We start from the raw sequence: 24,753 nt of genomic DNA, 5'->3' as shown, positions 1-24,753 counted from the left end.
ACGGGTCGGTCGTGCTCCCGCCGGTGCGGGCGGGAGCACGACCCGGTCGGGTGGCTCAGAGCCGGGCACCCACGTCGGCAGCGTCGACCGGGCGCAGGAAATGAGACGGCGGGATGGACCCGTCGGCCGCCCGGGGGCCGGTGATGGTCGACGGGTCGGTGCTGACCAGCGGCCAGGTGCCGCCCAGGTTCCAGGAGTTGTCGGTCCCGGTCGAGGAGCCGGGCGAGACGTCGGGGGTGTTGCCGACGGCCAGGTTGCGGCTGAGCCGGGAGGTGGAACGGGACACGTCGAAACCGGCCTTGCCGTTGCGCCACGCGGTGTTGCGGTCGAACAGCAGCGTGCCGGGGTTGCCGTTGTCGATGAAGCCGCCGGCCGAGTTGCCCCAGGCCATGCTGTTGCGGGTGACGTGGTCGACGGCGGGGCGCGGGTCGTTGCCGCCACCGTGCTTGAAGCCGTTGCCGTCGCCGGCGTAGTCGGGCAGGTTCCAGTAGTTGTAGCCGTTGTCGTAGGAGACGCTGTCCTCGATCAGGATCGGCGACTGGAACAGCCAGGCGTCGAACCCGTCGTCGGAGTTGCGCCACAGCCGCGCACCGCTCACCCGGTTGTCGAGGCCCGAGCCCTCCTTGATGGCCAGCCCGTCGGCGCTCTCGCCGTTCTTGCGGGGGTCCCGGTTGCCGTAACTGTCCAGGTTGATGATCCGGTTGCCGCTGGACGCGCCCTGCAGGTGCAGCCCGGACTCGTAGTTGTCCCGGGTGACCAGGCGCTCGTACCTGCCGTAGTTGGTGTCGACGCCGAAGATGCCGTACGGGCCGTGGACGATCTCCAGGCCGACGAACCGCCACCAGTCGGCCTCGACGTGCAGCGCGCCCCGGTCGGCCCGGGGGATGCTGGAACCCACCGCGCCCGGCGTGTACGGCATGTTCTCACCGTCGATGACCACCTTCTCACCCTGGTAGTTCATCAGGGTGATCGGTTGGTACGACGTACCGTCCTTGAGGATCTTGATGGTGCTGGTCGGCGCGTAGGTGCCGCCGCGTACCGCGATGGTGGTGCCGGGCTCGGCCAGGTCGTGCGCGCGCTGGATGGTGCGCAACGGCCGGGCCAGCGTCCCGGGGTTGGCGTCGTCGCCGTCGGTGGCCACCACCAGCACGACGGTCCCGGGCGGCGGGACGGTGGGCGGGCTGGTGGGCGGCGGGGTCGACGGCGGCGTGGTGGCCGGCGGGGTCACCGGGGGTGTGGTCGGGCTCGGCGGCGGGGTGTGGGTGGGGGCGGGCGGGGTGGTCGGCGGAACGTCGTTGTCCCTGACCAGGACGTCGTCGAAGGACGCCGACGAGTACGCGGTCTGCAACCCGATCCGGCCGGCTCCGATCAGCGAGCTGGTGACCTCGCCGACGAAGACCCCGTCGACCCGGCCCCGCACGGTGCTGCCGACGACCTCGACGACGAGGGTGTGCCAGGTGCCGGTGGTCACGGGGTGGACGATGCCGGCCAGCACGGTGACCGCGCCGCCGTTCACCGCCTGCAACTGCACCTGGTTGCCGGGCAGCAGCGCCAGCCGGTAGTAGCGCGTCGACCCGGACGCGCGGGCCAGCAGGCCGACCTGGCCGCCGGTGCCGAGGCTGAGCGGTTTCACCCTGGCCTGGACGAGGTAGTCGGCCCAGCCGCTGCTGCCGGCGAAGAGCCGGGCGTTCTCGCTGCCGGCGTTGGACTGCCGGACGGCCGGGGAGCCGTCGGTGACGACCGTCCAGGTGCCACCCGACTTCGACCAGCCGGCGGTGTCGCCGTCGGTGAAGTCGTCGCAGAACGCGGTGGCGGCGGAGGCGGTGGTGACCGGTCCGACCAGGAGGGCGACCACGGGGACGAGCACCGCGGCGAACAGCAGGGCCAGCCGACGCTGGTGGGACGGTCGCATGAGGCGTACCTCCGACGGTGGGCGGACGGGGTGGCGGCTCAGAGAAAGCGCTTTCCCGGACGATACGAGCATGCATCGACTGTCGTCAACATGTCGCCCGCAACTCTCCCGTTGCACCCCACCGCCGGGCGGTGCACCCGGCACCGACGGCGCGGCGGCCGACCCCCGGGAAGGGGACCGGCCGCCGCACCCGCCCGGCGTCACCGCCAGGTGTCGTTGGCGCTCCACGAGCCGGTCGACCCGACGGTGGCGCTGCGGTTGCCCCCGGACTCCCAGGTCACCGTGCCGTCGGGGTTCTTCTTCAGGTACTTGTACTCGAACGTCGTGTTCACCGGCAGGGCGACCGTGGCCCGCCACAGCGGGTACGCCGCCGAGGAGAGCGCCACCGCGTTCGCCGGGTTCCACGAGCCCAGCGCCGCGACACTGCCCACCACGAAGACGTTCTGCCCGTACGAGGTGGTGGCGTTGACCGTGAACGACGCCCCCTGCGTGCCGGCCGGGTCACCCCGGAAGGTGTCGGTGACCGACGCGGTGCCGCTGCCCGGCGTGGTCAACGTCCGGTTGCTCCCCGACTCCCAGGTCACCACACCGGCCGTGGTCTTCTTGAGGAACTTGAACTCCACCGCCGTGGCCGCCGGCAGGTTGACCACCGCCCGGTACGTCCCCCCGCCCAGCGCGGTCAGCTTGACCGCGGCGGCCGGGGCCCACGAACCCAGCGCCGGGACACTGCCGACCACGTAGGCGTCCTGACCACCGGCGAGGGACGCGGTGACGGTGAAGGTGGTGGCGACCGTGCCGGCCGGCGCGGTCGGCGTCGGCGTGGCGCTGGCCGTGGGCGTCGGGGTGGCGGTGGGCGTGGTCGCCGGGCCGCTCTTCGCGTTGACGTGCAGCGCCACCGCGCCGTTGGCGGGGATCTGCACGGTGGCCCGGCCACCGCTGACGGTCACCGTCGTGCCGGTGCAGCCGGACCCGCCGCGCGCCCCGGAGATCACGTCGCAGTACGACCCGTCGGCCAGGCCGGTGGTGAAGGTGGCGGTGCTGGCGGAACCGGAGTCGTTGATCCCGATCCAGGCCCGGTCGCCCCGGTGGAAGCCGATGACGTTGCTGTTGACCACGGTGAAGTCGGAGACGGTCCGGACCGACTTCGCGGTGTTCGCCCAGCCGACCATGCCCTTGATCCCGGTGGACCGGGTCAGGCAGTTCCAGCTGTTGCCGCAGACGGTGTCGGTGACGTAGCCGTTGCCGTCGGCGGGCGGCGACTGGTTGCGGTTGGACCAGGTGAAGCTGTCGTAGACCGACGGCTTGCCGTGCGGGTAGGCCAGCGCGAAGTAGTTGGCCAGGACGTAGTCGCTGCCGTCGCGGTAGGACAGCACCACCCCGTCGCGCTCCAGGTCGTGGTTGGTGACCATGGCGAACACGTTGGCGCTCGGCGCGTCGAGGTTCCAGCTGCCGACGTTGGCCAGGTTGGCGATCGAGCCCTGGAACGCCGACTTCAGGCCCTTGGCGTACCCGAAGTCGAGCACGTCGCCGTTGCCGGTGAAGGCGCGGGCCTTGAGGGCGTCGTTGCTGGCCCCGTCGAAGATCTCCTGGGCGACGTACGGGCGCTTGTTCTCGGCGGTGGTGTTGCGCACCTTGCCGAGGATCGCGGCGAAGTCGTCCTTCTTGACGTGCTTGACCGCGTCCACCCGGAACCCGTCGACCCCGAGGCCGACCAGGTCGTTGAGGAAGCCGGCGACCTTGGTGCGGACGCTGTCCTTCTCGGTGTAGAGGTCGGTCAGGGACAGCAGCTCGCAGCTGGTCACCTGGGCCTCGTTGTTCCAGTCGTTGATCGCACCGGAGGTCGGGCAGTTGTCACCCGGGCGGTGGAAGTCGCCGGTGCCGTAGGGCACGGCGGGGAAGCTGTAACCGGGGCCGGAGAAATCGGTGCCGGCGTACCCGACGACCGACTCGGGGTTGTTGGCGCCGGCCATGTGGTTGACCACCGCGTCGACGTACACCCGCACGCCGGCGTTGTGGCAGGTGGTGACCATGTCGGCGAACTGCTGCCGGGTGCCGAACCGGCTCTCCAGCCGGTAGGAGACCGGCTGGTACACCTCGTACCAGGGGTGGACGCCGTCGGCGCTGCTCGGCAGGCTGACCGACTCCTGCGGCGGGGCGACCTGCACCGCGCCGTAGCCGGCCGGACCAAGGTGGTCGGTGCACGCGGCGGCGACGGAGCGCCAGTTCCATTCCCAGAGGTTGGCGGTGACCTCGCTGTCGTTGAGGGCTACGGCGGCGGTCGCGGGGGCGGTGGCCGGCAGCGCGCTCAGCGCGGCGAGGGAGGAGGCGGTGACAGCGAGGGCGAGGAGGCCCCGTCGCAGACGGGTTCCCCGGGAAACGCGGGGTGCGGACATCGGGAGTGGACCTACTTCCGGGGGTCGAAGAGGCGCTGGGCGGTGGGACGGCCGTCCGGTGGAGAAGACGATGCGGCATCGATGAAAGGTTTTGCAAGACCTTGCGGCAAAGTTTTCGACATCTGCCGGCAATGATCCGCAAAACATTGCACCCTTGGGCGCGGCGGGCTCACCCTGCGTCGCCAATACCCGCGTCGGGCTGCCATCTCGCCGTACGCTGCTGCTACCTGGGCCTGCGCCTGTACTCGTCGCCGCAGCTGCGGGCCCGCGACGTCCTGGCGCTCACCGTGCCCCCGGTCCTGGCCGCCGGCCTGCTGACCGGCGCGGCGCTGCTGCCGCGCACCGCGCTGCCCACCGACCGGACAATCGCCGCGCAGGTGCTGCTGTGGGTGCTGGCCGGCATCGTCGACTACGTCGTCGGCCAGGCCCTGCCACTGCCGCCGCGCATGATCTTCCCCGCCCGGCACTGGACCGAACGGCACGACCTGATCGTCATCACCGCCCTCGGGGAGGTGCTGACCGCGGTCGGCATCGCCGGCTCCCGGCTGACCAACTCGGTCGGCCTGCTGGTCGCCTCCGCCCTCGCGGTGGTGGTGGCGGGCACCCGCACCTGCCGATGATCGCCGGCATCATGCTGCTGGCCCTGGGGTTCAAGCACATGCCCACCCTCGTCGGGGAGGCCGGCACCGAGTTCCTGGTCATCCGCCGCGAGCGGCAACGACTGCGTCGCGCCCTCATCGAGGAGCGCGAGGGCACCTGCGCAGCACGGGCCAGGCCGGTCGGCCGACTGACCGGCCCGTGCTGCGGACCGTCCGGTCCCCGCGTCGGAACCCGACGCGGGGACCGGGGTCACCTCGGGTGAGGCTCGTCCGCCGTCGGTCGGACGCTCACATCGGGTTCCAGCCGTCGCTGCCGGCCAGGTAGCGCTGCGGCGTGTAGGTGGCCGCCTGGGCGTCGCTGAGCTGGGGACGGTTGCCGTTGGTGCCGGCACCGGGCCCGGTGTTGCGGTACTCACGGAACCGCGCGTTCTGCCACACGTTGCCGGACATGTCGATCCAGGGCTGGGCGGTCTTCATGGTCGCGCTGAGCGTCGACTCGCGGTAGAGGACCTGGGCGTCCGGCCCCCACGGACGACCGAGCTGGGTGGTGTTGTTCGTCGCCCCGGTGATCGTCGAGCGGTAGATCAGCATCCCGTACGTCTTGCTGGCCGGCGTCCGGGCGGCGGTGATCGGTCCACCGGTCGACCGCTTCTCGTAGATCGAGCTGCTGTCGACGACGATCGTGCCGCCGCCGAAGATGAAGTCGACGGTGCCCTCGACGTAGGAGCCGACCACGTACGCGCGGGTCTTGTCGTTGACCAGGAAGGTGTCCTGGTCACCGAGGAGCCGGACGTTGCGCAGCACCGCCCGGTCGGCGTTCAGGTGCAGCGCCACCGCCTGCTGGTCGACGCCCGAGGAGTTCTCCACGAAGTCGTTGGCGATGGTCAGGTTCTCGGCGGCGAAGTTCGCCCCGTCGACGAACATGCTCGCGCTGTTGAAGGTGCCGTAGGTGGTGCCGTCCGGCTTACGGGTGCCGGCGGAGTTGTTGTAGACGAGCACCACGTTCGACGGTGCCGAGCCGAGGCCCCGCAGGGTGACGTTGGTCTTGTTCGACGCCACCCGGACGACCTCGCGGTAGGTGCCGGGCTTGATGGTGATCGTGGTCCGGCTGGAACTGTTCGCCGGCACCGCGTCGATGGCGGCCTGCACCGTGCGGTACCTGCCGGTGCCGTCCGAGGCGACCGTCGGCGTCCCGCTGGTCGGCGGTGGGGTGGTCGGCGGAGGCGGGGTGGTCGGGGGCGTCGTCGGGGGCGGGGTGGTCGGCGCGGCGGTGGTGGGGGTGGTCGTCCCGGTGCAGGCCGTGCCATTGAGCGTGAAGCCGGCGGGGTCGGGGTTACTGCCGGTCCAGGTGCCGTTGAACCCGACGTCCACCACACCACCGGTGCCGATGGCGGCGTTGTAGTCGAGGTTGGTGGCGACGACGGCGCCGCTGGCCGGGCTGGCGGTGAAGCCCCACGCGCTGGTGATGGTCTGCTCGGCGGGGAAGGTCCAGCCGAGCCGCCAGCCGTTGACGGGGTCACCCAGGTTTTTGATCGAGATGGCGGCGGTGAAGCCACCGGTCCACTGGGCGCCGACCTGGTAGGTGACCTGACAGCCGGCGGCGGCCTGCGCCGAGACGGCGGTGACGACACCGGCGACGAGGGTGGTGGTGACGGCAGTGGCGACGATCGACGCCGCCCGCCGGGTGCGATTTCTCACGAGCGAACTCCCCGGGGTATCCGAACACGGACCGCCGTGGGAGCGCTCACCCGAGCCTCGCACACCCTGCTTCCGCTGTAAAGCGTCACCGGCCGGACACCACCGGTTGGCGCGGACGGGTCCGGTCACCCGGCGGCTGATCATCCTGTCGGTCGGCCCTGTTACGGTCGCGCCGCTGTCACACCAGTCGAGCCGGAGGTAGGCGTGATCCGTTCGCACATGTCGTCGTTCGCCGGAATGCCGGTGGTCCCCTTCACACCGGGGATGACCCTGCCCGACGACCCGTCGGCCGTCGCCTGGCGGCTGGAGGTCGAGGACTTCGAGGCCGAGCCGGAGGAGTTCGCCGGCCTGGTCGCGGCGCTGCGGGCGGAGGTGCCCGGCGAGGCGGTCCGCGCCCTGGTGATCGGCGAGTGGGGCTCGGCGTACGAGCGGGCCCTCCCGGTCGACCTGCTGGCCGACGCCGCGAAGGACTGGACCGCCCTGCGCGCGGTGTTCCTGGCCGACCTGGTCAGCGAGCAGTGCGAGATCTCCTGGCTGACCCACGGTGACCTCACCCCGCTGCTCACCGCCTACCCGCAGCTGGAGACGCTGTGGGTACGCGGGGCCAACGAGCTGACCCTGCAACCGGTACGCCACACCGGGCTACGGGAACTGGGCTTCCAGACCGGCGGCCTGCCGGCCGAGGTGACCCGGGCGGTGGGCGACAGCGACCTGCCCGCCCTGCACCGGCTCGACCTGTGGCTCGGCCGGCAGGACTACGGCGGCGACACCGGCGTCGACGACCTGGCCGCGATCCTGGCCGGCGACCGGTTGCCCGCGCTGCGGCACCTGGCGGTCTGCAACGCCGAGTTCGCCGACCACGTCGCGCGGGCGGTGGCCACCGCCCCGGTGGTGGCCCGGCTGGAGGTGCTCGACCTGTCGATGGGCGTGCTCACCGACCCCGGCGCCGAGGCGCTGCTGGCCGGGCAGCCGCTGACCCACCTGCGCCGCCTCGACCTGCACCACCACTTCCTCTCCCCCGAGGTCGCACAGCGGCTGACCGACGCGCTGCCCGGTGTCCAGGTCGACCTGGACGACCCGCAGACGCCCGACGAGTACGACGGCACCGTCTACCGGTTCACCGCGGTCGGGGAGTGAGCGACGATGACGTTCGGTTCCCACGCGCAGACGTTCGCCGGCCGGCCGGTGGTCGAGTTCCCCGCCGACGGTCCGCTGCCCACCGTGGACGGCCCGGTCTGCTGGCGGGTCGCCGACTGGCACTTCGACGGCAACACCCGGCAGGACACCCTGTCGGAACAGTTCCGGGACCGGTTCGACAGGTTCGTCGAGCAGGTCGGTGACCAGGCCGAGGCGCTGGTCGTCGGGGCCTGGGGATACGCGGCGTTCCACCACGCCCCGATCGCCCAGCTCTGCGCGGCGGCCCCCCGGCTGCCCCGGCTGCGGGCCCTGTTCCTCGGCGACATGGTCACCGAGGAGTGCGAGGTCTCCTGGATGCGGGTCGGCGACGTCAGCCCGTTGCTGACCGCCTACCCGCAGCTGGAGGTGCTGCGGGTACGCGGGGGCGAGGACTTCAGCTTCTCCCCGGTGCGCCACGACCGGCTGCGGACGCTGTCGGTGCAGAGCGGCGGGCTGCCCCGGGAGTTCGTCGCCGCGGTGCTCGGCTCGGAGCTGCCCGCACTGCACCACCTGGACCTGTGGCTGGGCACCGACGACTACGGCGGGGACACCACCGTGGCCGACCTGGACGCGTTGCTGGCCGGCAAGCTCTTCCCGGCGCTGCGCCGGCTCGGGCTGCGCAACTCCGTGATCACCGACGAGTTGGCCGCCGCGCTGGCCACCGCCGCCGTGGTGCCCCGGTTGGAGCGGCTCGACCTGTCGCTGGGCACCCTGTCCGACGACGGGCTCGCCGCACTGCTCGGCGGGCAGCCCCTGACCCACCTGTCCGCGCTCGACCTGCACCACCACTACCTGTCGGAGGACGCCGCCGACCGGGTGGTCGCCGCGTTGCCCGGGGTCGAGGTGGACGTCTCCGAACCGCAGGAAGCCGACGAGGACGACGGGGAGACCTACCGCTACACGGCGGTGTCGGAGTGACATGCGACTGACCGTGGTGGGCAACCCCGACAACCGGCGGGTCGCGCTGTTCCGGCGGGCCGTACGCGAGGCGGGGTTGCCCGACCCGGCGGTGCTGCCCTGGGCACGGGTGCTCACCGGGGCGGCCCCGCCGGACGCCGACGCCCTGGTCCGGGTCGACTCCCCCGGCGAGGACGCGGAGGTGGACCGGCTGCTACGCGACGCGGCCACCCCCGCCCGGCACGGGGAGTTGATCGGCCTCGCCGACACGTACGCCGGGCTGGTGGCCGCAATGGGCCGGGTGGCCGCCGGGGGCGCGACGCTGCTCAACCACCCCGACGACGTGGCGGCGCTGTGCGACAAGCGCCGCTGCCACGCGCTGCTGTCGGCCGCCAAGGTGCCGGTGCCGGCGGCGCTCCCGCCGGTCGACGGCTATCCGCAGCTGCGGGCGGCGATGGCGGCGGCCGGCTGGCACCGGGTGTTCGTCAAGCCGGCGCACGGCTCGTCGGCGGCCGGGGTGATCGCGCTCGCGGTCGGGCCACGCCGGGTGCAGGCGGTCACCCCGATCGAGATCACCCCGGACGGGCTGTTCAACTCGCTGCGGCTGCGCCGCTACGACGACGAGGCGACCGTCGCGGCGCTGGTCGACCGGCTCGCCCCGGAGGGCCTGCACGTGGAGCAGTGGCTGCCCAAGGCCGGGCTGGCCGACCGGGTGGTCGACCTGCGGGTGGTGGTGGTCGCCGGCCGGGCCACCCACGCCGTGGTCCGGGCCGCCCGGGGACCGCTGACCAACCTGCACCTGGGCAACGCCCGTGGCGACCTGGCCGCGCTGCGGGCGGCGGCCGGCCCGGAGTCCTGGGCGGCGGCGATGCGGACCTGCGAGCGGGCGGCGGCGTGCTTCCCCCGGTCGCTGCACGTCGGGGTCGACCTGATGTTCCTGGTGGGCTGGCGACGGCACGCGGTCGCCGAGGTCAACGCGTTCGGCGACCTGCTGCCGGGGGTGCTGGCCGACGGGCGGGACACCTACGCCGAGCAGGTGCACGCGCTGACCAGCGGCCGGTGGGACCGGTGGCAGGCGACCGCGACGGTGGCCGGCGACGGCCCGGCAACGGCCGGGCCCGACCCGGCGGTCGGCGGGCCGGCGACGACGCGACGGGAGGAGGCGGGATGCGCGCGCTGATCGGCAGTCACGACATCTGCCTGGTCACCCTGGACACGCTGCGTTTCGACGTGGCCGACGAGCTGGCCGAAGCCGGTCGGACACCCCGGCTGACCCGGGTGTTGCCGGGCGGGCGGTGGGAGCGACGGCACTCCCCCGCGAGCTTCACCTACGCCGCACACCACGCCTTCTTCGCCGGCTTCCTGCCCACCCCGGTGGGGCCGGGTCGGCACGAGCGGCTGTACGCGGCGGCGTTCCCGGGCAGCGAGACCGCCGGGGCCGACACCTGGGTCTTCGACGCCCCCGACCTGCCGACCGCGCTGACCGGGGCGGGTTACCACACGCTCTGCCTGGGCGGGGTGGGCTTCTTCAACCGGCGCAGCCCGCTCGGGTCGGTGCTGCCGGGCCTGTTCGCCGAGGCGCACTGGGAGCCGGCGTTCGGGGTCACCTCCCCCACCTGCCTCGACGCGCAACTCGACCGGCTGGCCGAGGTGCTGCCCGGCCAGCCCGCCGACCGGCCGGTGTTCACCTTCCTCAACGTCGCCGCCCTGCACCAACCCAACCGGCACCACCTGCCCGGCGCGGCGCAGGACAGCCGGGACAGTCACGCCGCCGCCCTGGAGTACGTCGACTCCCGGGTCGACCGGTTGTTCGCCCTGCTCACCGGGCGGGGGCGGCCGGTGTTCACGATCATCTGCTCCGACCACGGCACGGCGTACGGCGAGGACGGGCACACCGGCCACCGGGTCGGCCACGACGTGGTGTGGACCGTGCCGTACGCCCACTTCACTCTGCGACCGGGGGAATGGTGACCAGCACCGACACGGGCCTCGACGGCTCGCCGTACCAGCAGTACCTCTACGCGTACCCGCACAAGACCTCCTACCGGGCGTTGCGGCCCCGGCCGCTGCTGGCCGACGTGTGGCGGGCCGAGGCCCGCGACGCGTTGTTCCTCTACATGCACCTGCCGTTCTGCGAGATGCGATGCGGCTTCTGCAACCTGTTCACCCGGGCCAACGCCCCGCAGGAGCAGGTGACGGCCTACCTGCGGCAACTGCGCCGGCAGGCGGAACGGGTCGCCGACGCGCTCGGCGACGACGCCGGGTACGCCCGGGTCGCGTTCGGCGGGGGCACCCCCACCTACCTGACCGCCGACGAGCTGACCGACCTGTTCGACATCGTCACCGGCACCTCCGGGGCGCGGCTGCCGGGCGTACCGCTGGCGGTGGAGACCTCGCCGGCCACCGCGACGCCGGAGCGGCTGGCGGTGCTGGCGGCGCACGGGGTGCACCGGGTGAGCATCGGCGTGCAGAGCTTCCTCGACGTCGAGGCGCGGGCCGCCGGCCGGCCGCAGCGGCGCGCGGAGGTGGAGACGGCGCTCGGCGCGATCCGGGCCGCGGCGGTCCCGGTGCTCAACATCGACCTGATCTACGGCATCGACGGGCAGACGGCGGCGACCTGGCAGGAGAGCCTGGACGCGGCGCTGGCCTGGCGGCCGGAGGAGCTGTACCTCTACCCGCTCTACGTGCGGCCGTTGACCGGGCTGGGTCGGCGGGCGCACGGCCGGGCCGACTGGGACGCCCACCGGCTGGCCCTCTACGAGCAGGCGGTGCAGGTCCTCGGCGCGGCCGGCTACCGGCAGGAGTCGATGCGGCAGTTCCGCCGCGCCGACGTGCCCGCCCCGGACGGGCCGGACTACTGCTGCCAGGACGACGGCATGGTGGGCCTCGGGTGCGGGGCGCGCTCCTACACCACCGCGCTGCACTACTCGTTCGACTACGCGGTCTCCGTGTCGCAGGTCCGGATGGTGTTGGACGACTACCTGGCCCGCCCCGCCGACGACTTCCGCCACGCCGAGTTCGGTTTCGCCCTCGACGGCGCCGAGCAGCGCCGCCGGTGGCTGCTCAAGTCGCTGCTGCGCGCCGATGGGGTCGATGCGGCGGCCTACACCGCCCGGTTCGGCCGGCCGCCGGGCGAGGACTTCCCTAAGCTGGGGCAACTGGTCGCCCGTGGGTGGGCCAGCGCCGACGGGCTGCGGCTCACCCCGGCCGGGTTGGCCCGCTCCGACGCGATCGGCCCGTGGCTGACCTCCGCCCGGGTGAGGCAGGCGATGACCGGGTACGTGCCCCGGTGACCGGCCGGCCGCCGTCGTTGCCACACCCCGTCACGCCCCGGGCGGTGCTGCCGCTGCACACTGTCACGTCCCGGGCGGCGCAGCCGGGGTGTTCCGGGGCCGGGGCGGCCGACGTCGGGGCGGAGCTGGCGGTGCTCTACCGGGGGCCGTTGGCGAGCTGCAACTACGACTGCCCGTACTGCCCGTTCGCCAAGCGGGTCGACCCGCCGGAGCTGCTGCGCGCCGACCGGGCTGCGCTGGACCGGTTCACCGGCTGGGTGGCGGCCACCACCGACCGGCGGCTGTCGGTGCTGTTCACCCCGTGGGGCGAGGGGCTGACCCGCAGCTGGTACCGCGAGGCCATGGTGACGCTGTCGCACCTGCCGCACGTCGACCGGGTGGTCATCCAGACCAACCTGGCCGCCCGGGTGGACTGGCTGGCCGACGCCGACCGGGCCACGGCGGCACTGTGGACGACGTACCACCCGGGGCAGGTCACCCGGGACCGGTTCCTCGCCCGCTGCGCCCGGCTGTCCGAGCTGGGCGTGCGCTACTCGGTGGGGGTGGTCGGCCTGCCCGAGCACCTGGCCGAGGCGCGGGCGCTACGGGCCGCCCTGCCCCCGGAGGTGTACCTGTGGGTGAACGCCGCCGACGGGCACCACTACCCCGCCGAACAGGAGGCGGCCTGGACGGCGCTGGACCCGCTGTTCGGCTGGAGTGTGCGTGCGCATCCGTCGCTCGACCGGCCCTGCCACGCCGGGGAGACGGCGATCTCCGTCGCGGGCGACGGCACCGTGCGCCGCTGCCACTTCCGGCCCGCGCCGATCGGCAACCTCTACGACGGGTCGTGGCGGGCCGCCCTGAAGCCCCGGGCGTGCGACGCCGCCCTCTGCGACTGCCACATCGGGTACGTCCACCTCAAGCCGCTCGGGTTACGCGACGTGTTCGCCGGTGGGCTGCTGGAACGGATCCCGGCCGCCTGGCCGGTAGGCAGCGGGGCGGCCCGCTGAGCGGGGCGAAAACCGGCAGCTGGGCGCACCCGCTGAGCTGCCGACACCCGGCAGGCGTGCTCGGTGGGTGCGCCCGACGGCGGAAACGCTCAGCGGGTGCGTTCGGCGCGGCGCAGCAGCCCGGCGGCGAGCAGCCCGCCGGCCAGCACCGCCACCGCCCCGGCAGTCTGCCCGGTGACCAGCGCCGACGAGAAGGCGTCGGTGACCCGACCGCGTTCGGTGTCGTCTGCGGCGGCGGCCAGCGCGGCCGGGTACGACCCGACGCCGGCCACCGCGACCGGCACCAACGCGGCGAACCGGGCGTTGAGCACCGCCCCGAGCACGGCGATGCCGAGACTGCCCCCCACCTCGGCCATGGTGCCGTCGATCCCCGCGCCGACGCCGGCTTTCGACGGCGGGATGGCGCTCATCACCGCCTCGACGATCGCCGGGTTGGCCAGGGCGCAGCCGAAGCCCATCACCAGCAACCCGGTCAGCAGCACGCCGTAGCCGTCGGTGCGCACGTGGGTGATCAGCGTCAGGCCGGCGGAGAGCAGCACCATGCCCAGCGCGATGGCCCCGGGCACCCCGAGCCGGCGGATCAGCCGGGTGGCGACCCCACCGAGGTTGAGCAGCACGATGGACAGCGCGAACGGCACCATCCGCAGCCCCGCCTCCCAGGCCGGGTAGCCGCGGACGAACTGGAGGTCCTGGGTGAGCAGGAACAGCGCGCCGGTGGAGCCGAAGGTGATCAGGACGACCCCGGTGACCGCGCCGACGAACCGGCGGTCGGTGAAGAAGTGCATGTCCAGCATGGGTGCGGTGATCCGTCGTTCCCACCAGACGAACGTGGCCAGCAGCAGCACCCCGCCGCCGGCCGCGCCGAGCACCGCCGGTGCCGTCCAGCCACGCTCGGGACCGTCGATGATCGCCCAGACCACGCCGGTGAGGCCGGCGGTGGACAGCAGCACCCCACCGACGTCGGGCCGCCCACCCACCGGGTCGCGGGACTCCGGCACCAGCGCGAGGCCGGCCACCAGGCAGAGCAGCACGATGGGCACGTTGACCAGGAAGATCGCCCCCCACGGCAGGTGGGCGAGGATGATGCCGCCGATGGGCGGTCCGGCGGCGTACCCGAGGGCACTGGTGGCCGCCCAGAGGCCGATCGCCCGGGAGCGTTCGGCGCCGTCGAAGACCTGCATGGCGACGGCGAGGGTGGCGGTGACCAGCAGTGCCCCGCCGACGCCCATGCCGGCGCGGGCGGCGATCAGCTGGTCGCCGGAGCGGGCCAACCCGGCGGCCAGCGAGCCGACGCCGAACAGCACCAGGCCGGCGACGAGCATCCGGCGACGGCCGTAGCGATCGGCGGCGCTGCCGGCGGTGAGCAGCAGCCCGCACTGCACCAGCGCGTACGCGTTGATCATCCACTGGATGTCGGTGGTGCTGGCGTCCAGTTCGGTGGTGAGCACCGGCACCGCCACGGTGAGCACCGTGTTGTCCAGCACCACGGTCAACTGGGCGAGGCAGAGCACCGCCAGGATCAGCCAACGCGACCGCAACGGGGTCGCCGGGCCGGGCCGCGCGGCGGACAACGCGGTGGTCATCGGGGCGGGGCGTAGCGGGCGAGCGGGTTGGTCAGGGTGCCGGCGAACTGGAGCGCCGCCGACGGGTCGGCGAGGTCGACCATCTGCTGGTTGTTGCGCAGTTGCAGCCGGTTGAGGCAGGACAGGGTGAACTCCGGGGCGAACAGGTCGTGCCGGCGCAGCCGGTCGGCCAGGTGCGGCACCCGGGCGGCGTAGTCGGTCACGCAGTCGGCGACGGTGCGCCAGAAGTCGTCCTCGTCGAGGACCCCGGCCCCGGCCAGCACGGCGTTGAGGTGGCGGAAGAAGCAGTCGAAGACGTCGGTGAAGATGGTCAGCAGCTGCTCGTCGTCGGGGATGGCGGCACGGACCCGCTGCACCAGCGGTGGCAGGTCGACGTCGGGGTCCATCACCACGATCTCCTCGGCGATGTCCTTGAAGATCACCCGCTCGACCGCGCCGTCGTGCAGCACCAGGATCACGTTCTCGCCGTGCGGCATGAAGGCCAGCCGGTGCGCGTAGAAGCTGTGCAGCAGCGGCACCAGGTAGGCGTCGAGGTAGCGACGCAGCCACTCCCGTGGGGGCAGGCCGGACTCGGCGATCAGGGCGGCGGCGAGCGACCCTCCGTCGCGGTCGGTGTGCAGCAGGGCGGCCATGGTGGACAGCCGCCGGCCGGGGGCCAGGCCGGGCACCGGGCTCTCCCGCCACAGCGCCGCCAGCATCTTGCGGTACGGCGAGTAGCGGTCGGTGGCCGCCTCGTACTGCGGGTGGCGGTAGCCGACGGCGGCCCGTTCCCGGATGACCGTCAGTCCGGTGCCGGCGAGCACCGGGTCGCCGGTGACCAGGTCGACGAGCCAGTCGTTGATCGCCGGGGTGGCCTCCATGTAGGCGGCCGACAGGCCCCGCAGGAAGCCCATGTTGAGCACGGACAGGGCGGTCTTGACGTAGTGCCGGTGCGGGTCGGTGACGTTGAAGAAGGTGCGGATGGACTGCTGCGGCAGGTACTCGTCGGGGCCCTCGCCGAGGCAGACCAGGCGCTGCCGGGCGACCTCACCGGCGAAGGTGACGGCGAGCCGGTTCCACCACTGCCACGGGTGCACCGGGATGAGCAGGTAGTCGTCGGGGTCGAGGCCGGCGTCGGTCAGGGTGGTGGTGAACCGGGCCAGGGTGTCCGGGCCGAGTTCGGTGCGCAGCAGGGTCGGGTAGTCGAGGTCGGCGGCGCTGCTGAAGGTGGCGTGGTCGCGGTGCGCGGCGACCCAGACCAACCGCACCGGCCGGCCGGTCTCCGGGGCGTACGCGTGGTATTCGTGCACGCCGAAGCCGATCCGGCCGTTGTTGGCCACGAAGCACGGGTGGCCCTCGGTCATCCCGGTCTCGATGGCCTGGAAGTCGGCGCGGGCCAGTTCGGCCGCGCCCACCGCCGGCCGGTCCAGCTTGAACGCGGTGCCGGCCAGGGTGGAGGTGATCTCCTCCAGGTAGACGGGGAGCACCTGGTCGGTGAGGCCGAGCGCGCCGCGCAGTTCGAGGCAGAGGTCGACGGCGTCGGGCGGCAGGTCCTCGTCGCCGCGTCGCCGGGTGATGCTGTCCGGGTCGACCTGCCAGTGGTCGAGGGCGAAGCGGCGGGCGGTGAAGCGGTACTCGACCGTGCCGTCGTCGGTGCGGACGGCCCACCGGCCGTCTCCGGTGGCGGCGGGCTCGACCAGGCGTTCGTGGGTGAACTCGGCAAGCGCCTTGGCGACCAGCAGCCGGTTGGCGCGGGCCCAGGTGGCGGGGGTCAGGTGGGCCACGGCGGCGGCGGGGTTCACGCGGGCAGGTCTCCTCGGGTGGCGGCCAGGAACTGGTCGCGGGTGCAGACGCTGAGCAGGGCGTCCTTCTCCGGTTTGCGGATCGGGCCGACGACGGTGAACCCGACGGCCGCGTTGAGGGCGTGCACGGCGGTGTTGCGCACGTCGGGTTCGACGACGACCCGTCGGGTGGCCGGGTCGGCGAAGAGCCAGTCCAGGACGGTGGTGATGACGGCCCGGGTGAAGCCGTGCACCGGCTGGTCGGTGGGGGCGCAGAGGAAGTGCATGCCGACGTCGCCGGACTGCGCGGGGTAGAGGCCGACCAGGTCGACCCGGGCCGGGTCGTAGCGTTCGGCGAGGAACGCCGGTTCGCCGCGCCACAGCCCGAGGTACGCGTCGTGATGCGGGTGGTCGGCGATGCCCCGGTACTCCCGGGCGACCCGGTCGACGTCGGCGTCCTGCATCAGCCAGAACGCCGACTTCGGGTGGGTCACCCAGCGGTGCAGCAGCCCGGCGTCGCCCTCCGGGTCGAGGGTGCGCAGCGCGAACTCGCCGAGCGCGGGGTCGTGCCGGTGGTGGACGACGTGGGTCACGAGGCGCCGCCCGCCGGGACGCCGAACTCCTGGAAGGCGATCCGCTGCTCGATCGGGTAGTGCTCGCGCCCGGTCAACTCCCGGATGATCCAGGAGTTGCGGTACGGGCCCATGCCCAGGTCGGGTGAGGTGATGCTGTGGGTGTGGGTGCCGGCGTTCTGGAGGAACACCCTCCGGCCGGTGTGGTCGATGCTGTAGTTGCGGGCCACGTCGAACCGGCCGTGGGAGTCCCAGCGCAGCCGGTCGTGGATCGGGGCGAGGAACTCCGGCAGCCGGTAGTGGTAGCCGGTGGCCAGCACCAGCCCCTCGGTGTCGAGGGTCAGGTCGTGCTCCTGTTCGATGTTGCGCAGCCCGAGGGTGTAGCGGCCGGTGCTCTCGTCGTACCGGGCGCTGGTGAGTTCGGTGTTGGTCAGCAGCCGGGTCGGCACCGGCCCGTGCACCCGGTGGGCGTAGAGCAGGTCGAAGATGTCGTTGATCAGGTCGGCGTTGATCCCCTTGAAGAGGTTCTTCTGGGTGCCCTCCAGCCGGTAGCGGGTCTCCTCGGGCAGGGCGTGGAAGTAGTCCACGTAGTCCGGTGAGGTCATCTCCAGGGTGAGCTTGGTGTATTCGAGGGGGAAGAAGCGCGGCGACCGGGTGACCCAGTTGAGTTGGTAGCCGTGGGTGCCGAGGTCGGTGAGCAGGTCGTGGTAGATCTCGGCGGCGCTCTGCCCGCTGCCGACGACGGTGATGCTGCGCTTGGTGCGCAGCGCCGCCCGGTGTTCGCGGTAGCGGGAGTTGTGGATGACGTCGCCGCCGAGGCCCCGGCAGGCGTCCGGGACGTGCGGCGGGGTGCCGGTGCCGAGCACCAGGTGCCGGGCCCGGTGGGTGACGCGTTCGCCGTCGACCACGGCGTGCACCACGTACCGCTCGTCGGCGGGGTTGTACTCCACCGAGGTGACCCGGTGACCGAAACGGACCGAGGGCAGTTTCGCGGCGGCCCACCGGCAGTAGTCGTTGTACTCGTGGCGCAGCGGGAAGAAACTCTCCCGGATGTAGAACGGGTAGAGCCGTCCGGATTCCTTCAGGTAGTTGAGGAAGGAGTACGGGGAGGTCGGGTCGGCCAGGGTGACCAGGTCGGCGATGAACGGCGTCTGCAACCGGGTGGCGTCCAGCAGCATGCCGGGGTGCCAGTCGAACTCGTCGCGGGCTTCGAGGAACAGGCCGTCGAGGTCGTCGAGCGGCGCGGTCAGGCAGGCCAGCCCGAGGTTGTACGGGCCCAGCCCGATGGCGATGAAGTCGTGGGTCGACACAGGGGTTTTCTCCATGGCGGGTGGTCAGCCGACGGGGCTGGACAGCTCGGCGGTGGCCCGGGTGCGGGCGTACCAGCCGGCGTGTTCGGCGATCAGGTCGAGCACGTGGGCGATGTCGTCGAGGGTGGTCTCGGGGTTGAGCAGGGTGATTTTGAGGTGGTGGGCGCCGTCGACCTTGGTGCCGGCGACGAGGGCCGTGCCGGAGGCGGCCAGCGCCTCGCGGGCGTACAGGTTGGCGTCGTCGACGACGTCGCGGCCGGCGCCCGGCGGCAGGTAGCGGAACACCACCGTGCTCAGTTGTGAGCGGGTGACCACCTCGAAGCGGGGGTCGTCGGCGAGCAGCCGCCAGGCGGCGGCGGCGAGGTCGACCACCTCGTCGAAGAGCGCGCCGACCGCGTCCGCGCCCATGATCCGCAGGGTGAGCCAGAGCTTGAGGGCGTCGAAGCGGCGGGTGGTCTGCAGGCTCTTGTCGACCTGGTTGGGGATGCGCCGCTCGGCCATCCGGGCCGGGTTGAGGTAGTCGGCGTGCCAGGTGGCGTGGCGCAGCACCCGCCGGTCGCGCACGAGCAGGGCGCTGGAGCTGACCGGCTGGAAGAACGACTTGTGGTAGTCCACGGTGACCGAGTCGGCCCGTTCGATGCCGGTGAGCAGGTGCCGCCGGGTGGGCGAGACCAGCAGCCCGCAGCCGTACGCGGCGTCGACGTGCAGCCAGACCCCGGCGGCGGTGCAGATCTCGGCGATCCGGTCCAGCGGGTCGATGGTGCCGAAGTCGGTGGTGCCGGCGGTGGCGACCACGGCCAGCACGGTCTGGCCGTCGCGGCGGCACCGGTCGAGGGTCTCGGCGAGTTCGTCGGTGCGCATCCGCCGGCCGGCGTCGGTGGCGACGGTGAGCACCGCGTCGGCGCCGAGCCCGAGCAGCTTGGCGGCTTTCTGGACGCTGAAGTGCCCGGCGGTGGAGGTGATGATCCGCAGCCGGGACAGCACCTCGGGCCGGCTGGGCCGGTCGGTGCCGCCGCCGACGATCCGGGCGTACGCCTCCTCCCGGGCGAGCAGCAACGCGTGCAGGTTGGACTGGGTGCCGCCGCTGGTGAAGACGCCGTCGGCGGCCGGGCCGAGGCCGATCCGCTCGGCGGTCCAGTCGATCAGCCGGCGTTCGATCAGGGTGCCGCCGGCGCTCTGGTCCCAGGTGTCCAGGGAGGAGTTGACCGCGCTGAGCACCGCCTCGCCGAGCAGGGCGGGGATGACCACCGGGCAGTTGAGGTGGGCCAGGTAGCGGGGGTGGTGGAAGTAGACGGCGTCACGCAGGTAGACGTCGTGCAGTTCGTCGAGGGCGGCGGTGGTGTCGCCGAGCGGCCGGTCCAGGTCGATGCCAGCGATCCGGGGGGCCAACTCGTCGGGGGTGACGCCGGTGGCGGGTCGGTCCACCTCGGTCACCCGGGCGGCCACCCGTTCGATGCCCTGGGCGACGGCCCGTCGGTAGTCCGCGACGGTGCCGGCGTTGAGCAGGTGGGCGCGGGGCGGAAGGGGGTACGTCCCGGTCACGGGGGCCTCGACGGTGGATCCGGGCAGGCTCATGGGCAGTCCTCGACGGTCGGTGACGGGCGCACTGGCAGGGACGGTGGGGCGGGGGCAGGTCGTCCCGGCGGCCCAGTTGATCTCGCGAGTTAGGCTACCCTAACCTAACCTCTTGTCAACGCCGACACCCGCCGGAGGGCGGATCGGCCGGCAGGCGACGGGGGCAGCCGGGTGGAGGGTCAGCCGGGCACCCCGACCGACTGCGCCGCCGGCTCGGCCGTCCGGGTCGGCGCGACCCGGAACCGACGCTGGTGACCCAACCCCACCACCAGGCCGAGGGCGACCAGCACGACCGAGGCGACCGCCACGGCGGGATAGCCGACCCGGTCGGCCGCGGCGAGGCCGATCGAGGCCGCGACGAACGAACAGACCAACCCGAACGACGACAGCACGGTGAAGTCGGTCCCCCCGGTCTCCGGCCGCGAGTAGTCCATGTTGACCACGTAGAGCACCACGTTGGCCACGGTGTACGCCGCCATGAAGCAGCACAGCGCGGCGACCGTCGTCCCCAGCGGGGCCCGCCCGTTCATCAGGGGCAGCAGCAGCGTCGTGGAGACCGCGAGGGCCGCTCCCCCGACGACGAGCAGCCGACCCCGGCCGAACCGGTCGACGCCGACCCCGGCGAGCAGGCCCGCCACGATCGCCGGGGCGCTGATCACCACGCCGGTGACCACGCCGATGCGGGCCAGCGACCAGCCCGCGTCGACCAGCGCCGGGGTGACCAGGGCATAGGCCGCGCCGGCTCCGGTGTAGACCAGCGGCACCACGCCGAAGGTCCACCAGCGGCAGCCGGGCTGCCCGAACACCGACAGCAACGCCCGGTACGCCTGCCCGGCGCCGGCCACCCGGGCGACCCGCTCCGGTTCCCGCAGCCGCCACACCACCACCAGCCCGACGGCGGTCAGCGCGGCCAGCAGCCCGATCGCCGGCACCCAGCCGTACCGGTCGTAGACCAGCACGCACGCGCCCCCGCCGAGCAGGTTGCCCAGGTAGCTCGCGGCGACCTGGATGCCGTTGCCGGCCCCCCGGGTCCCCTCGGACAGCACCCGGACGGCGACCGCGTCGACGGCGATGTCCTGGGTGGCGGAAAGGAAGACGTAGGCCGCGCAGATCGCCACCACCGGGCCCAGCTGCCGGGTCGGATCGGCGAACGGCAGCAGCGCCAGCAGGCTCAGCACCAGACCCGCCTGCAACGGCAGCAGCCAGGACCGGTAGTGCCCGTGCCGGCGGGAGCCGTACCTGTCGAGCAGCGGGGCCCAGAGGAACTTCAACGGCCAGACCAGGCCGACGAACTGCAGCAACGCCAGGGTGTCCAGCGAGGTGCCGCCGTCGCGCAGGATGGCGGTCAGTCCGACGGTGATGAACCCGATGCCGAGGTACTGCGTGACGTAGAGCGCGGTGAGCGTGCCAAGCCGTCCCTTCACCGGGCGCTCCAGTAGCCCAGCGAGGTCAGCTGCTGCTTGCCCACCCCGAGGGTGCGCCGCACGTGCCGGGTGAGGGCACGGGTGGTGGCCGCCTCGCAGGCCACCCAGTAGTGGGCGTCCGGCGCGGCCGGGAGCGCGTCGCGGACGGTGTCGACGAGTTGCTGCCCGTCGTCGCCGCGCGGCACCCAGGTGACCCGGTGCTGTTCGCGGGTACGCAGGGCCAGCGCCCGCTCCCCGTCGTGGGCGTACTCCAACCAGATCGTGGCGGGGGTGTCGGGCGCGGCGTCGAGCAGGCTGTTCACCGCCGGCAGCGAAGCGGCGTCACCGACCAGGTAGAGGTGGGCGGGTGCCGGATCGGGCAGGGCGAAGGCGCTGCCCTGGAGGGTGGCGACGATGGTGTCACCGATCTGCGCGGCGCTCGCCCAGCGGGCCGCGCACCCGTCGTGCAGGGCGAACTCCAGGGTGAACCGGCCGGCCTCGGGCTCCGGGTCGACAAGCGTGTACGCCCGCTGGTGCGCCCGGCCGGCGTCGTCGAACCAGAGCCGGATCCACATGGTGGGGTGCACCTTGCCCGCCGCCAGCAGACCGCCGTCGTCCATCAGCAGACGCTGATAGTGCCCGCCGACCGACTCGGTGCCCCGCACGGTCAGCCGGAAGTCCCGGCCGCCCATGGCCTTGAGCACCAGGGCCTCCCAGTTCCGTTTCACACGCCCTCCAGGTAAGGTCCGCCTAAGTTAGGCGAGGGTAACTTAAACGAGGAGTCCTGTGGAGAGTGGGACCGGCATGCCGCCGGGCGACCGTCCGACCAGCGGCGTGCACCGCGACCGGTGGGGCGTACCGCACCTGTGGGCCGACACCGCCGACGAGCTGGCCCGATGGCAGGGCCGGGTGGCCGCCACCGACCGGGCCTGGCAGCTCGAGGTCGAACGCTGGCGGGCCGAGGGCCGACTCGCCGCCCACGTCGGCCCCACCGAACTCGACTGGGACCGGTTCGCCCGGCGGGCCCGCCTCGACGACACCGCCCGACGCTGCTTCGACCGGCTCACCCCGGCCACCCGGCGCTGGGTCACCGCGTACGCCGACGGGGTCAACGACGCGTTGCCGGCCGGCGCGGTGGCGGCCCCGGAGTTCGCCGCCACCGGCAGCACCCCCGGCCGGTGGCGACCCTGGACGCCGCTGGGCGTCTTCCTGGTCCAGCACATCCTGTTCGGCACCTTCCCGCAGAAGCTGTGGCACGCCCACGTCGCCGCCACCCTCGGCCCGCACGCCCGCGAGCTGTTCGCCGTCGAGGGGCCCGGCGGCTCCGGCAGCAACGCCTGGGCGCTGCCCGCCGACCCGACGACCGGTCGCGGGCCGGTCATCGCCGGTGACCCGCACCGGCTGCTCGAACTGCCCGGCATCTACCAGCAGATCCGGCTGGCCTGCCCCGAGTTCGACGTGGTCGGGCTGGCCTTCCCCGGCGTGCCGGGGCTGCCGCACTTCGGCCACGCCGGTGACGTCGCCTGGGCGGTCACCAACGCGATGGCCGACTACCAGGACCTCTACCGCGAACAGTTGCGCCGCGACGGCGACCGGGTGCTGGTCCGCGACGCCGACGGTTGGGTGCCGGCCCACCGGCACGTCGAGCGGATCGAGGTACGCGGCGGCGCGACCGAGACCGTCGAGGTGATCGAGACCCCGCGCGGGCCGGTGGTCGACCACGACCGGCACACCGGGGAGGCGCTCAGCCTGCGCACCCCGGCCCGGGTGACGGAGAGCCTCGGCTTCGAGGCGCTGCTGCCGCTGCTGCGGGCCCGCACCGCCGACGACGTCGCCGACGCGCTGCGTGGCTGGGTCGAACCGGTCAACAGCGTGCTCGTCGCCGACCGGCACGGCACGGTGCTCCAACTCGTCGCCGGCCTGGTGCCGCAGCGCGACGACCGGTGCCGACGGGAACCGGTGCCCGGCTGGGAGCCCCGCTACCGGTGGCGCGGCGACCACGCCACGGCCAAGCCCGTCGAGGTCGGCGGGCCGACGGTCTGCGCCAACGACCGCCGCGACGACACCGCCCACCTCGGCGTCGACTTCGCCCCGCCGCACCGGGCCCACCGGATCGGTGAACTGCTCGCCGACGGCGTCGACGTGCCCACCGTCCACACCGACACGCTGCTGGGGTCGACGGTGCTGCGGGGCCTGCTCGCCCGGCTCGACCCGGGGTCACTCAGCGGGCCGGCCCGACGGCTGCGCGACCGGCTGACCGGCTGGGACGGTCGGATGGCCGCCGACAGCACCGACGCCGGGGCGTTCGCCGCCTGGCGGGCCGCGCTGGTCCGGGGCCTGTCCGCGCACCCCGCCCTGGCCCCGTTGCACTCCCCCGGCGGCTACGACCCGCTCTTCGCCCCGTGGACCGACCCGCTGGCCCGGATCGGGCACGCCGTGGAAGGGGTCGTCGCCGGGCTGCCCCGCCTCGGCGGTGCGGTCGAACCGCTCGCCGTCGCCGCGCTGGAGGAGGTCGCGGCCGGCGACCCACCCGGCCCCTGGGGGCGGCGGCACCTGCTGCACCCGCTGCACCTCGGGGTGTCCGAGGTGGTCGCCGACCGGGTGGCCGCGATGCGTGACGGCACCGCGCTCGGTGGCGACACCAACTGCGTGCTGTCCACCTCCAGCGTGCCGGGGGTCTCCGACGCGTGCTGGCGCGGGCCGGTCGCCCGGTACGTGTGGGACCTCACCGACCGGGCGGCGAGCCGCTGGATCGTCCCCTTCGGTGTCTCGGGCCGCCCCGACGACCCGCACTTCGCCGACCAGTTGCCGCTGTGGGCCGCCGGTGGGCTGATCCCCGTCGGCACCGACTGGCACACCCTCACCCCCGCACCCCGAGACGAGGACCCCGTGACCTACCAGGAGCAGATCCCCGGCTTCGGTGAGTTGAGCCTCACCGTGGTCGACCCGGCCGCCCACGCCACGCTGCTGCACGGCTGGGTGACCGAGCCCCGCGCGACGTTCTGGGGGATGGGGTCGTACACCGTCGAGGAGGTACGCGAGGTCTACACGTACGTCGACGGGCTGAGCACCCACCACGCGTACCTGATCGGATTGGACGGCACGCCGGTGGGCCTGTTCCAGACCTACCAGCCGGAGGCCGACCCGGTCGGGGAGCGCTACCGGGTCCGCCCCGGCGACATCGGGATGCACCTGCTGCTCGCCCCGGGACGCCGACCGCCGCGCGGGCTCACCACCGCGATCGGCCCGGCGCTGGCCCGGTTCCTGTTCCGCGACCCGGGCCTACTGCGGATCGTGGTCGAGCCCGACGTGCGCAACCGGTTCGCGCTGCTGCGGCTGCAACGGGAGGGGTTCACCTTCGCCGACGAGATCGACATGCCCGACAAGCGGGCCCAACTGGCGTTCCTCACCCGGGAGCGGTTCGAGGCGGACCATCCCGTCCCGGCCTGAACCCACCAGCGGCCCGTACGGCGGGGCGGACCCGGCCGGTGCGGCGCCGGGGCACCCGGGCGGTGCCCGACGGCCCCGGTGGTCGACCGCACGGACGGGCCCGGCCCGGCGTGGTGCGGCGGACAGGCCGCGCCGGCGCGGTG

The 24,753-nt window shown here is 73.2% G+C and carries 19 protein-coding genes and 1 pseudogene; 10 read left to right on the top strand and 10 right to left on the bottom strand.

The annotated features are described in order from the left end of the window. Window positions 1–55: 55 nt before the first annotated feature. Window positions 56–1,912 (bottom strand): right-handed parallel beta-helix repeat-containing protein, encoded by a 1,857-nt coding sequence (locus ACQP2H_RS14970; RefSeq protein WP_433233238.1) that lies wholly within the window; start codon window positions 1,910–1,912, stop codon window positions 56–58. A gap of 200 nt (window positions 1,913–2,112) precedes the next feature. Then, window positions 2,113–4,305: a carbohydrate-binding module family 20 domain-containing protein gene (locus ACQP2H_RS14965; RefSeq protein ID WP_433233236.1), complete on the bottom strand. Its 2,193-nt coding sequence runs from the start codon at window positions 4,303–4,305 to the stop codon at window positions 2,113–2,115. Between the two features lie 146 nt (window positions 4,306–4,451). Between ACQP2H_RS14965 and ACQP2H_RS14960 the strand changes: the two genes are divergently transcribed. After that, complete coding sequence (locus ACQP2H_RS14960; protein ID WP_433233234.1) at window positions 4,452–4,925, top strand: low temperature requirement protein A; 474 nt, start codon at window positions 4,452–4,454, stop codon at window positions 4,923–4,925. Then, entirely contained in the window at window positions 4,922–5,167 is a 246-nt protein-coding gene (locus ACQP2H_RS14955) for a hypothetical protein (RefSeq protein ID WP_219461871.1), read from the top strand. Before ACQP2H_RS14960 ends, ACQP2H_RS14955 begins: the two co-directional genes overlap by 4 nt. Before the next feature lie 25 nt (window positions 5,168–5,192). On the opposite strand, the gene ACQP2H_RS14950 is transcribed toward ACQP2H_RS14955, so the two are convergent. Then, window positions 5,193–6,602 carry a pectinesterase family protein gene (locus ACQP2H_RS14950; RefSeq protein WP_433233232.1) on the bottom strand — a complete coding sequence of 470 codons (1,410 nt, stop codon included), beginning with the start codon at window positions 6,600–6,602 and terminating at the stop codon, window positions 5,193–5,195. Between the two features lie 204 nt (window positions 6,603–6,806). Between ACQP2H_RS14950 and ACQP2H_RS14945 the strand changes: the two genes are divergently transcribed. Genes ACQP2H_RS14945 through ACQP2H_RS14920 form a run of 6 tightly spaced genes read left to right on the top strand, consistent with a single transcriptional unit; the run spans window position 6,807 to window position 12,957 of the window. Next, window positions 6,807–7,739 carry an STM4015 family protein gene (locus ACQP2H_RS14945; RefSeq protein ID WP_433233230.1) on the top strand — a complete coding sequence of 311 codons (933 nt, stop codon included), beginning with the start codon at window positions 6,807–6,809 and terminating at the stop codon, window positions 7,737–7,739. 6 nt (window positions 7,740–7,745) lie between these two features. Further along, window positions 7,746–8,696, top strand: coding sequence for an STM4015 family protein (locus tag ACQP2H_RS14940; RefSeq protein WP_219461867.1), 951 nt, complete (start codon window positions 7,746–7,748; stop codon window positions 8,694–8,696). 1 nt (window position 8,697) lies between these two features. Next, window positions 8,698–9,855 carry an STM4014 family protein gene (locus ACQP2H_RS14935; protein WP_357533528.1) on the top strand — a complete coding sequence of 386 codons (1,158 nt, stop codon included), beginning with the start codon at window positions 8,698–8,700 and terminating at the stop codon, window positions 9,853–9,855. Next, a complete protein-coding gene (locus ACQP2H_RS14930) occupies window positions 9,843–10,646 on the top strand; it encodes an STM4013/SEN3800 family hydrolase (RefSeq protein ID WP_219461863.1) in 804 nt (267 codons plus the stop codon). The genes ACQP2H_RS14935 and ACQP2H_RS14930 overlap by 13 nt, the downstream gene beginning before the upstream one ends. Then, a complete protein-coding gene (locus tag ACQP2H_RS14925; RefSeq protein ID WP_433233227.1) occupies window positions 10,643–11,968 on the top strand; it encodes an STM4012 family radical SAM protein in 1,326 nt (441 codons plus the stop codon). Before ACQP2H_RS14930 ends, ACQP2H_RS14925 begins: the two co-directional genes overlap by 4 nt. Further along, entirely contained in the window at window positions 11,965–12,957 is a 993-nt protein-coding gene (locus tag ACQP2H_RS14920) for an STM4011 family radical SAM protein (RefSeq protein WP_433233225.1), read from the top strand. Before ACQP2H_RS14925 ends, ACQP2H_RS14920 begins: the two co-directional genes overlap by 4 nt. Before the next feature lie 89 nt (window positions 12,958–13,046). On the opposite strand, the gene ACQP2H_RS14915 is transcribed toward ACQP2H_RS14920, so the two are convergent. From ACQP2H_RS14915 to ACQP2H_RS14885, 7 genes are all read right to left on the bottom strand, one after another. Continuing rightward, a complete protein-coding gene (locus ACQP2H_RS14915) occupies window positions 13,047–14,540 on the bottom strand; it encodes an MFS transporter (protein ID WP_433233223.1) in 1,494 nt (497 codons plus the stop codon). After that, window positions 14,537–16,321, bottom strand: coding sequence for an IucA/IucC family protein (locus ACQP2H_RS14910; RefSeq protein ID WP_433233221.1), 1,785 nt, complete (start codon window positions 16,319–16,321; stop codon window positions 14,537–14,539). Before ACQP2H_RS14910 ends, ACQP2H_RS14915 begins: the two co-directional genes overlap by 4 nt. Continuing rightward, window positions 16,318–16,893 (bottom strand): GNAT family N-acetyltransferase, encoded by a 576-nt coding sequence (locus ACQP2H_RS14905; protein WP_433233219.1) that lies wholly within the window; start codon window positions 16,891–16,893, stop codon window positions 16,318–16,320. The genes ACQP2H_RS14910 and ACQP2H_RS14905 overlap by 4 nt, the downstream gene beginning before the upstream one ends. After that, complete coding sequence (locus ACQP2H_RS14900) at window positions 16,890–18,182, bottom strand: lysine N(6)-hydroxylase/L-ornithine N(5)-oxygenase family protein (protein ID WP_219461853.1); 1,293 nt, start codon at window positions 18,180–18,182, stop codon at window positions 16,890–16,892. The genes ACQP2H_RS14905 and ACQP2H_RS14900 overlap by 4 nt, the downstream gene beginning before the upstream one ends. Window positions 18,183–18,206: 24 nt before the next feature. After that, a complete protein-coding gene (locus ACQP2H_RS14895; protein ID WP_433233217.1) occupies window positions 18,207–19,757 on the bottom strand; it encodes a pyridoxal phosphate-dependent decarboxylase family protein in 1,551 nt (516 codons plus the stop codon). A 179-nt stretch (window positions 19,758–19,936) separates the two neighbouring features. Further along, window positions 19,937–21,181, bottom strand: a complete 1,245-nt coding sequence (locus ACQP2H_RS14890) for an MFS transporter (protein WP_433233215.1) — start codon at window positions 21,179–21,181, stop codon at window positions 19,937–19,939. Continuing rightward, window positions 21,178–21,888: a siderophore-interacting protein gene (locus ACQP2H_RS14885; RefSeq protein WP_433233213.1), complete on the bottom strand. Its 711-nt coding sequence runs from the start codon at window positions 21,886–21,888 to the stop codon at window positions 21,178–21,180. The genes ACQP2H_RS14890 and ACQP2H_RS14885 overlap by 4 nt, the downstream gene beginning before the upstream one ends. A 76-nt stretch (window positions 21,889–21,964) precedes the next feature. On the opposite strand from ACQP2H_RS14885, the pseudogene ACQP2H_RS14880 reads away from it, so the two are divergent. Both ACQP2H_RS14880 and ACQP2H_RS14875 read left to right on the top strand, forming a co-directional pair. Continuing rightward, window positions 21,965–24,013 (top strand): annotated as a pseudogene (locus tag ACQP2H_RS14880) (penicillin acylase family protein); the annotation flags it as partial. Between the two features lie 36 nt (window positions 24,014–24,049). Next, complete coding sequence (locus ACQP2H_RS14875) at window positions 24,050–24,610, top strand: GNAT family N-acetyltransferase (RefSeq protein WP_308291093.1); 561 nt, start codon at window positions 24,050–24,052, stop codon at window positions 24,608–24,610. Window positions 24,611–24,753 lie beyond the last annotated feature (143 nt).

Origin of the sequence: Micromonospora sp. CA-248260 (assembly GCF_050942205.1) — a bacterium.
Taxonomy (GTDB): Bacteria; Actinomycetota; Actinomycetes; order Mycobacteriales; family Micromonosporaceae; genus Micromonospora; species Micromonospora antibiotica.
The sequence above is the reverse complement of the archived record's forward strand: the minus strand, read 5'-3'. Positions and strand labels throughout refer to the sequence as shown.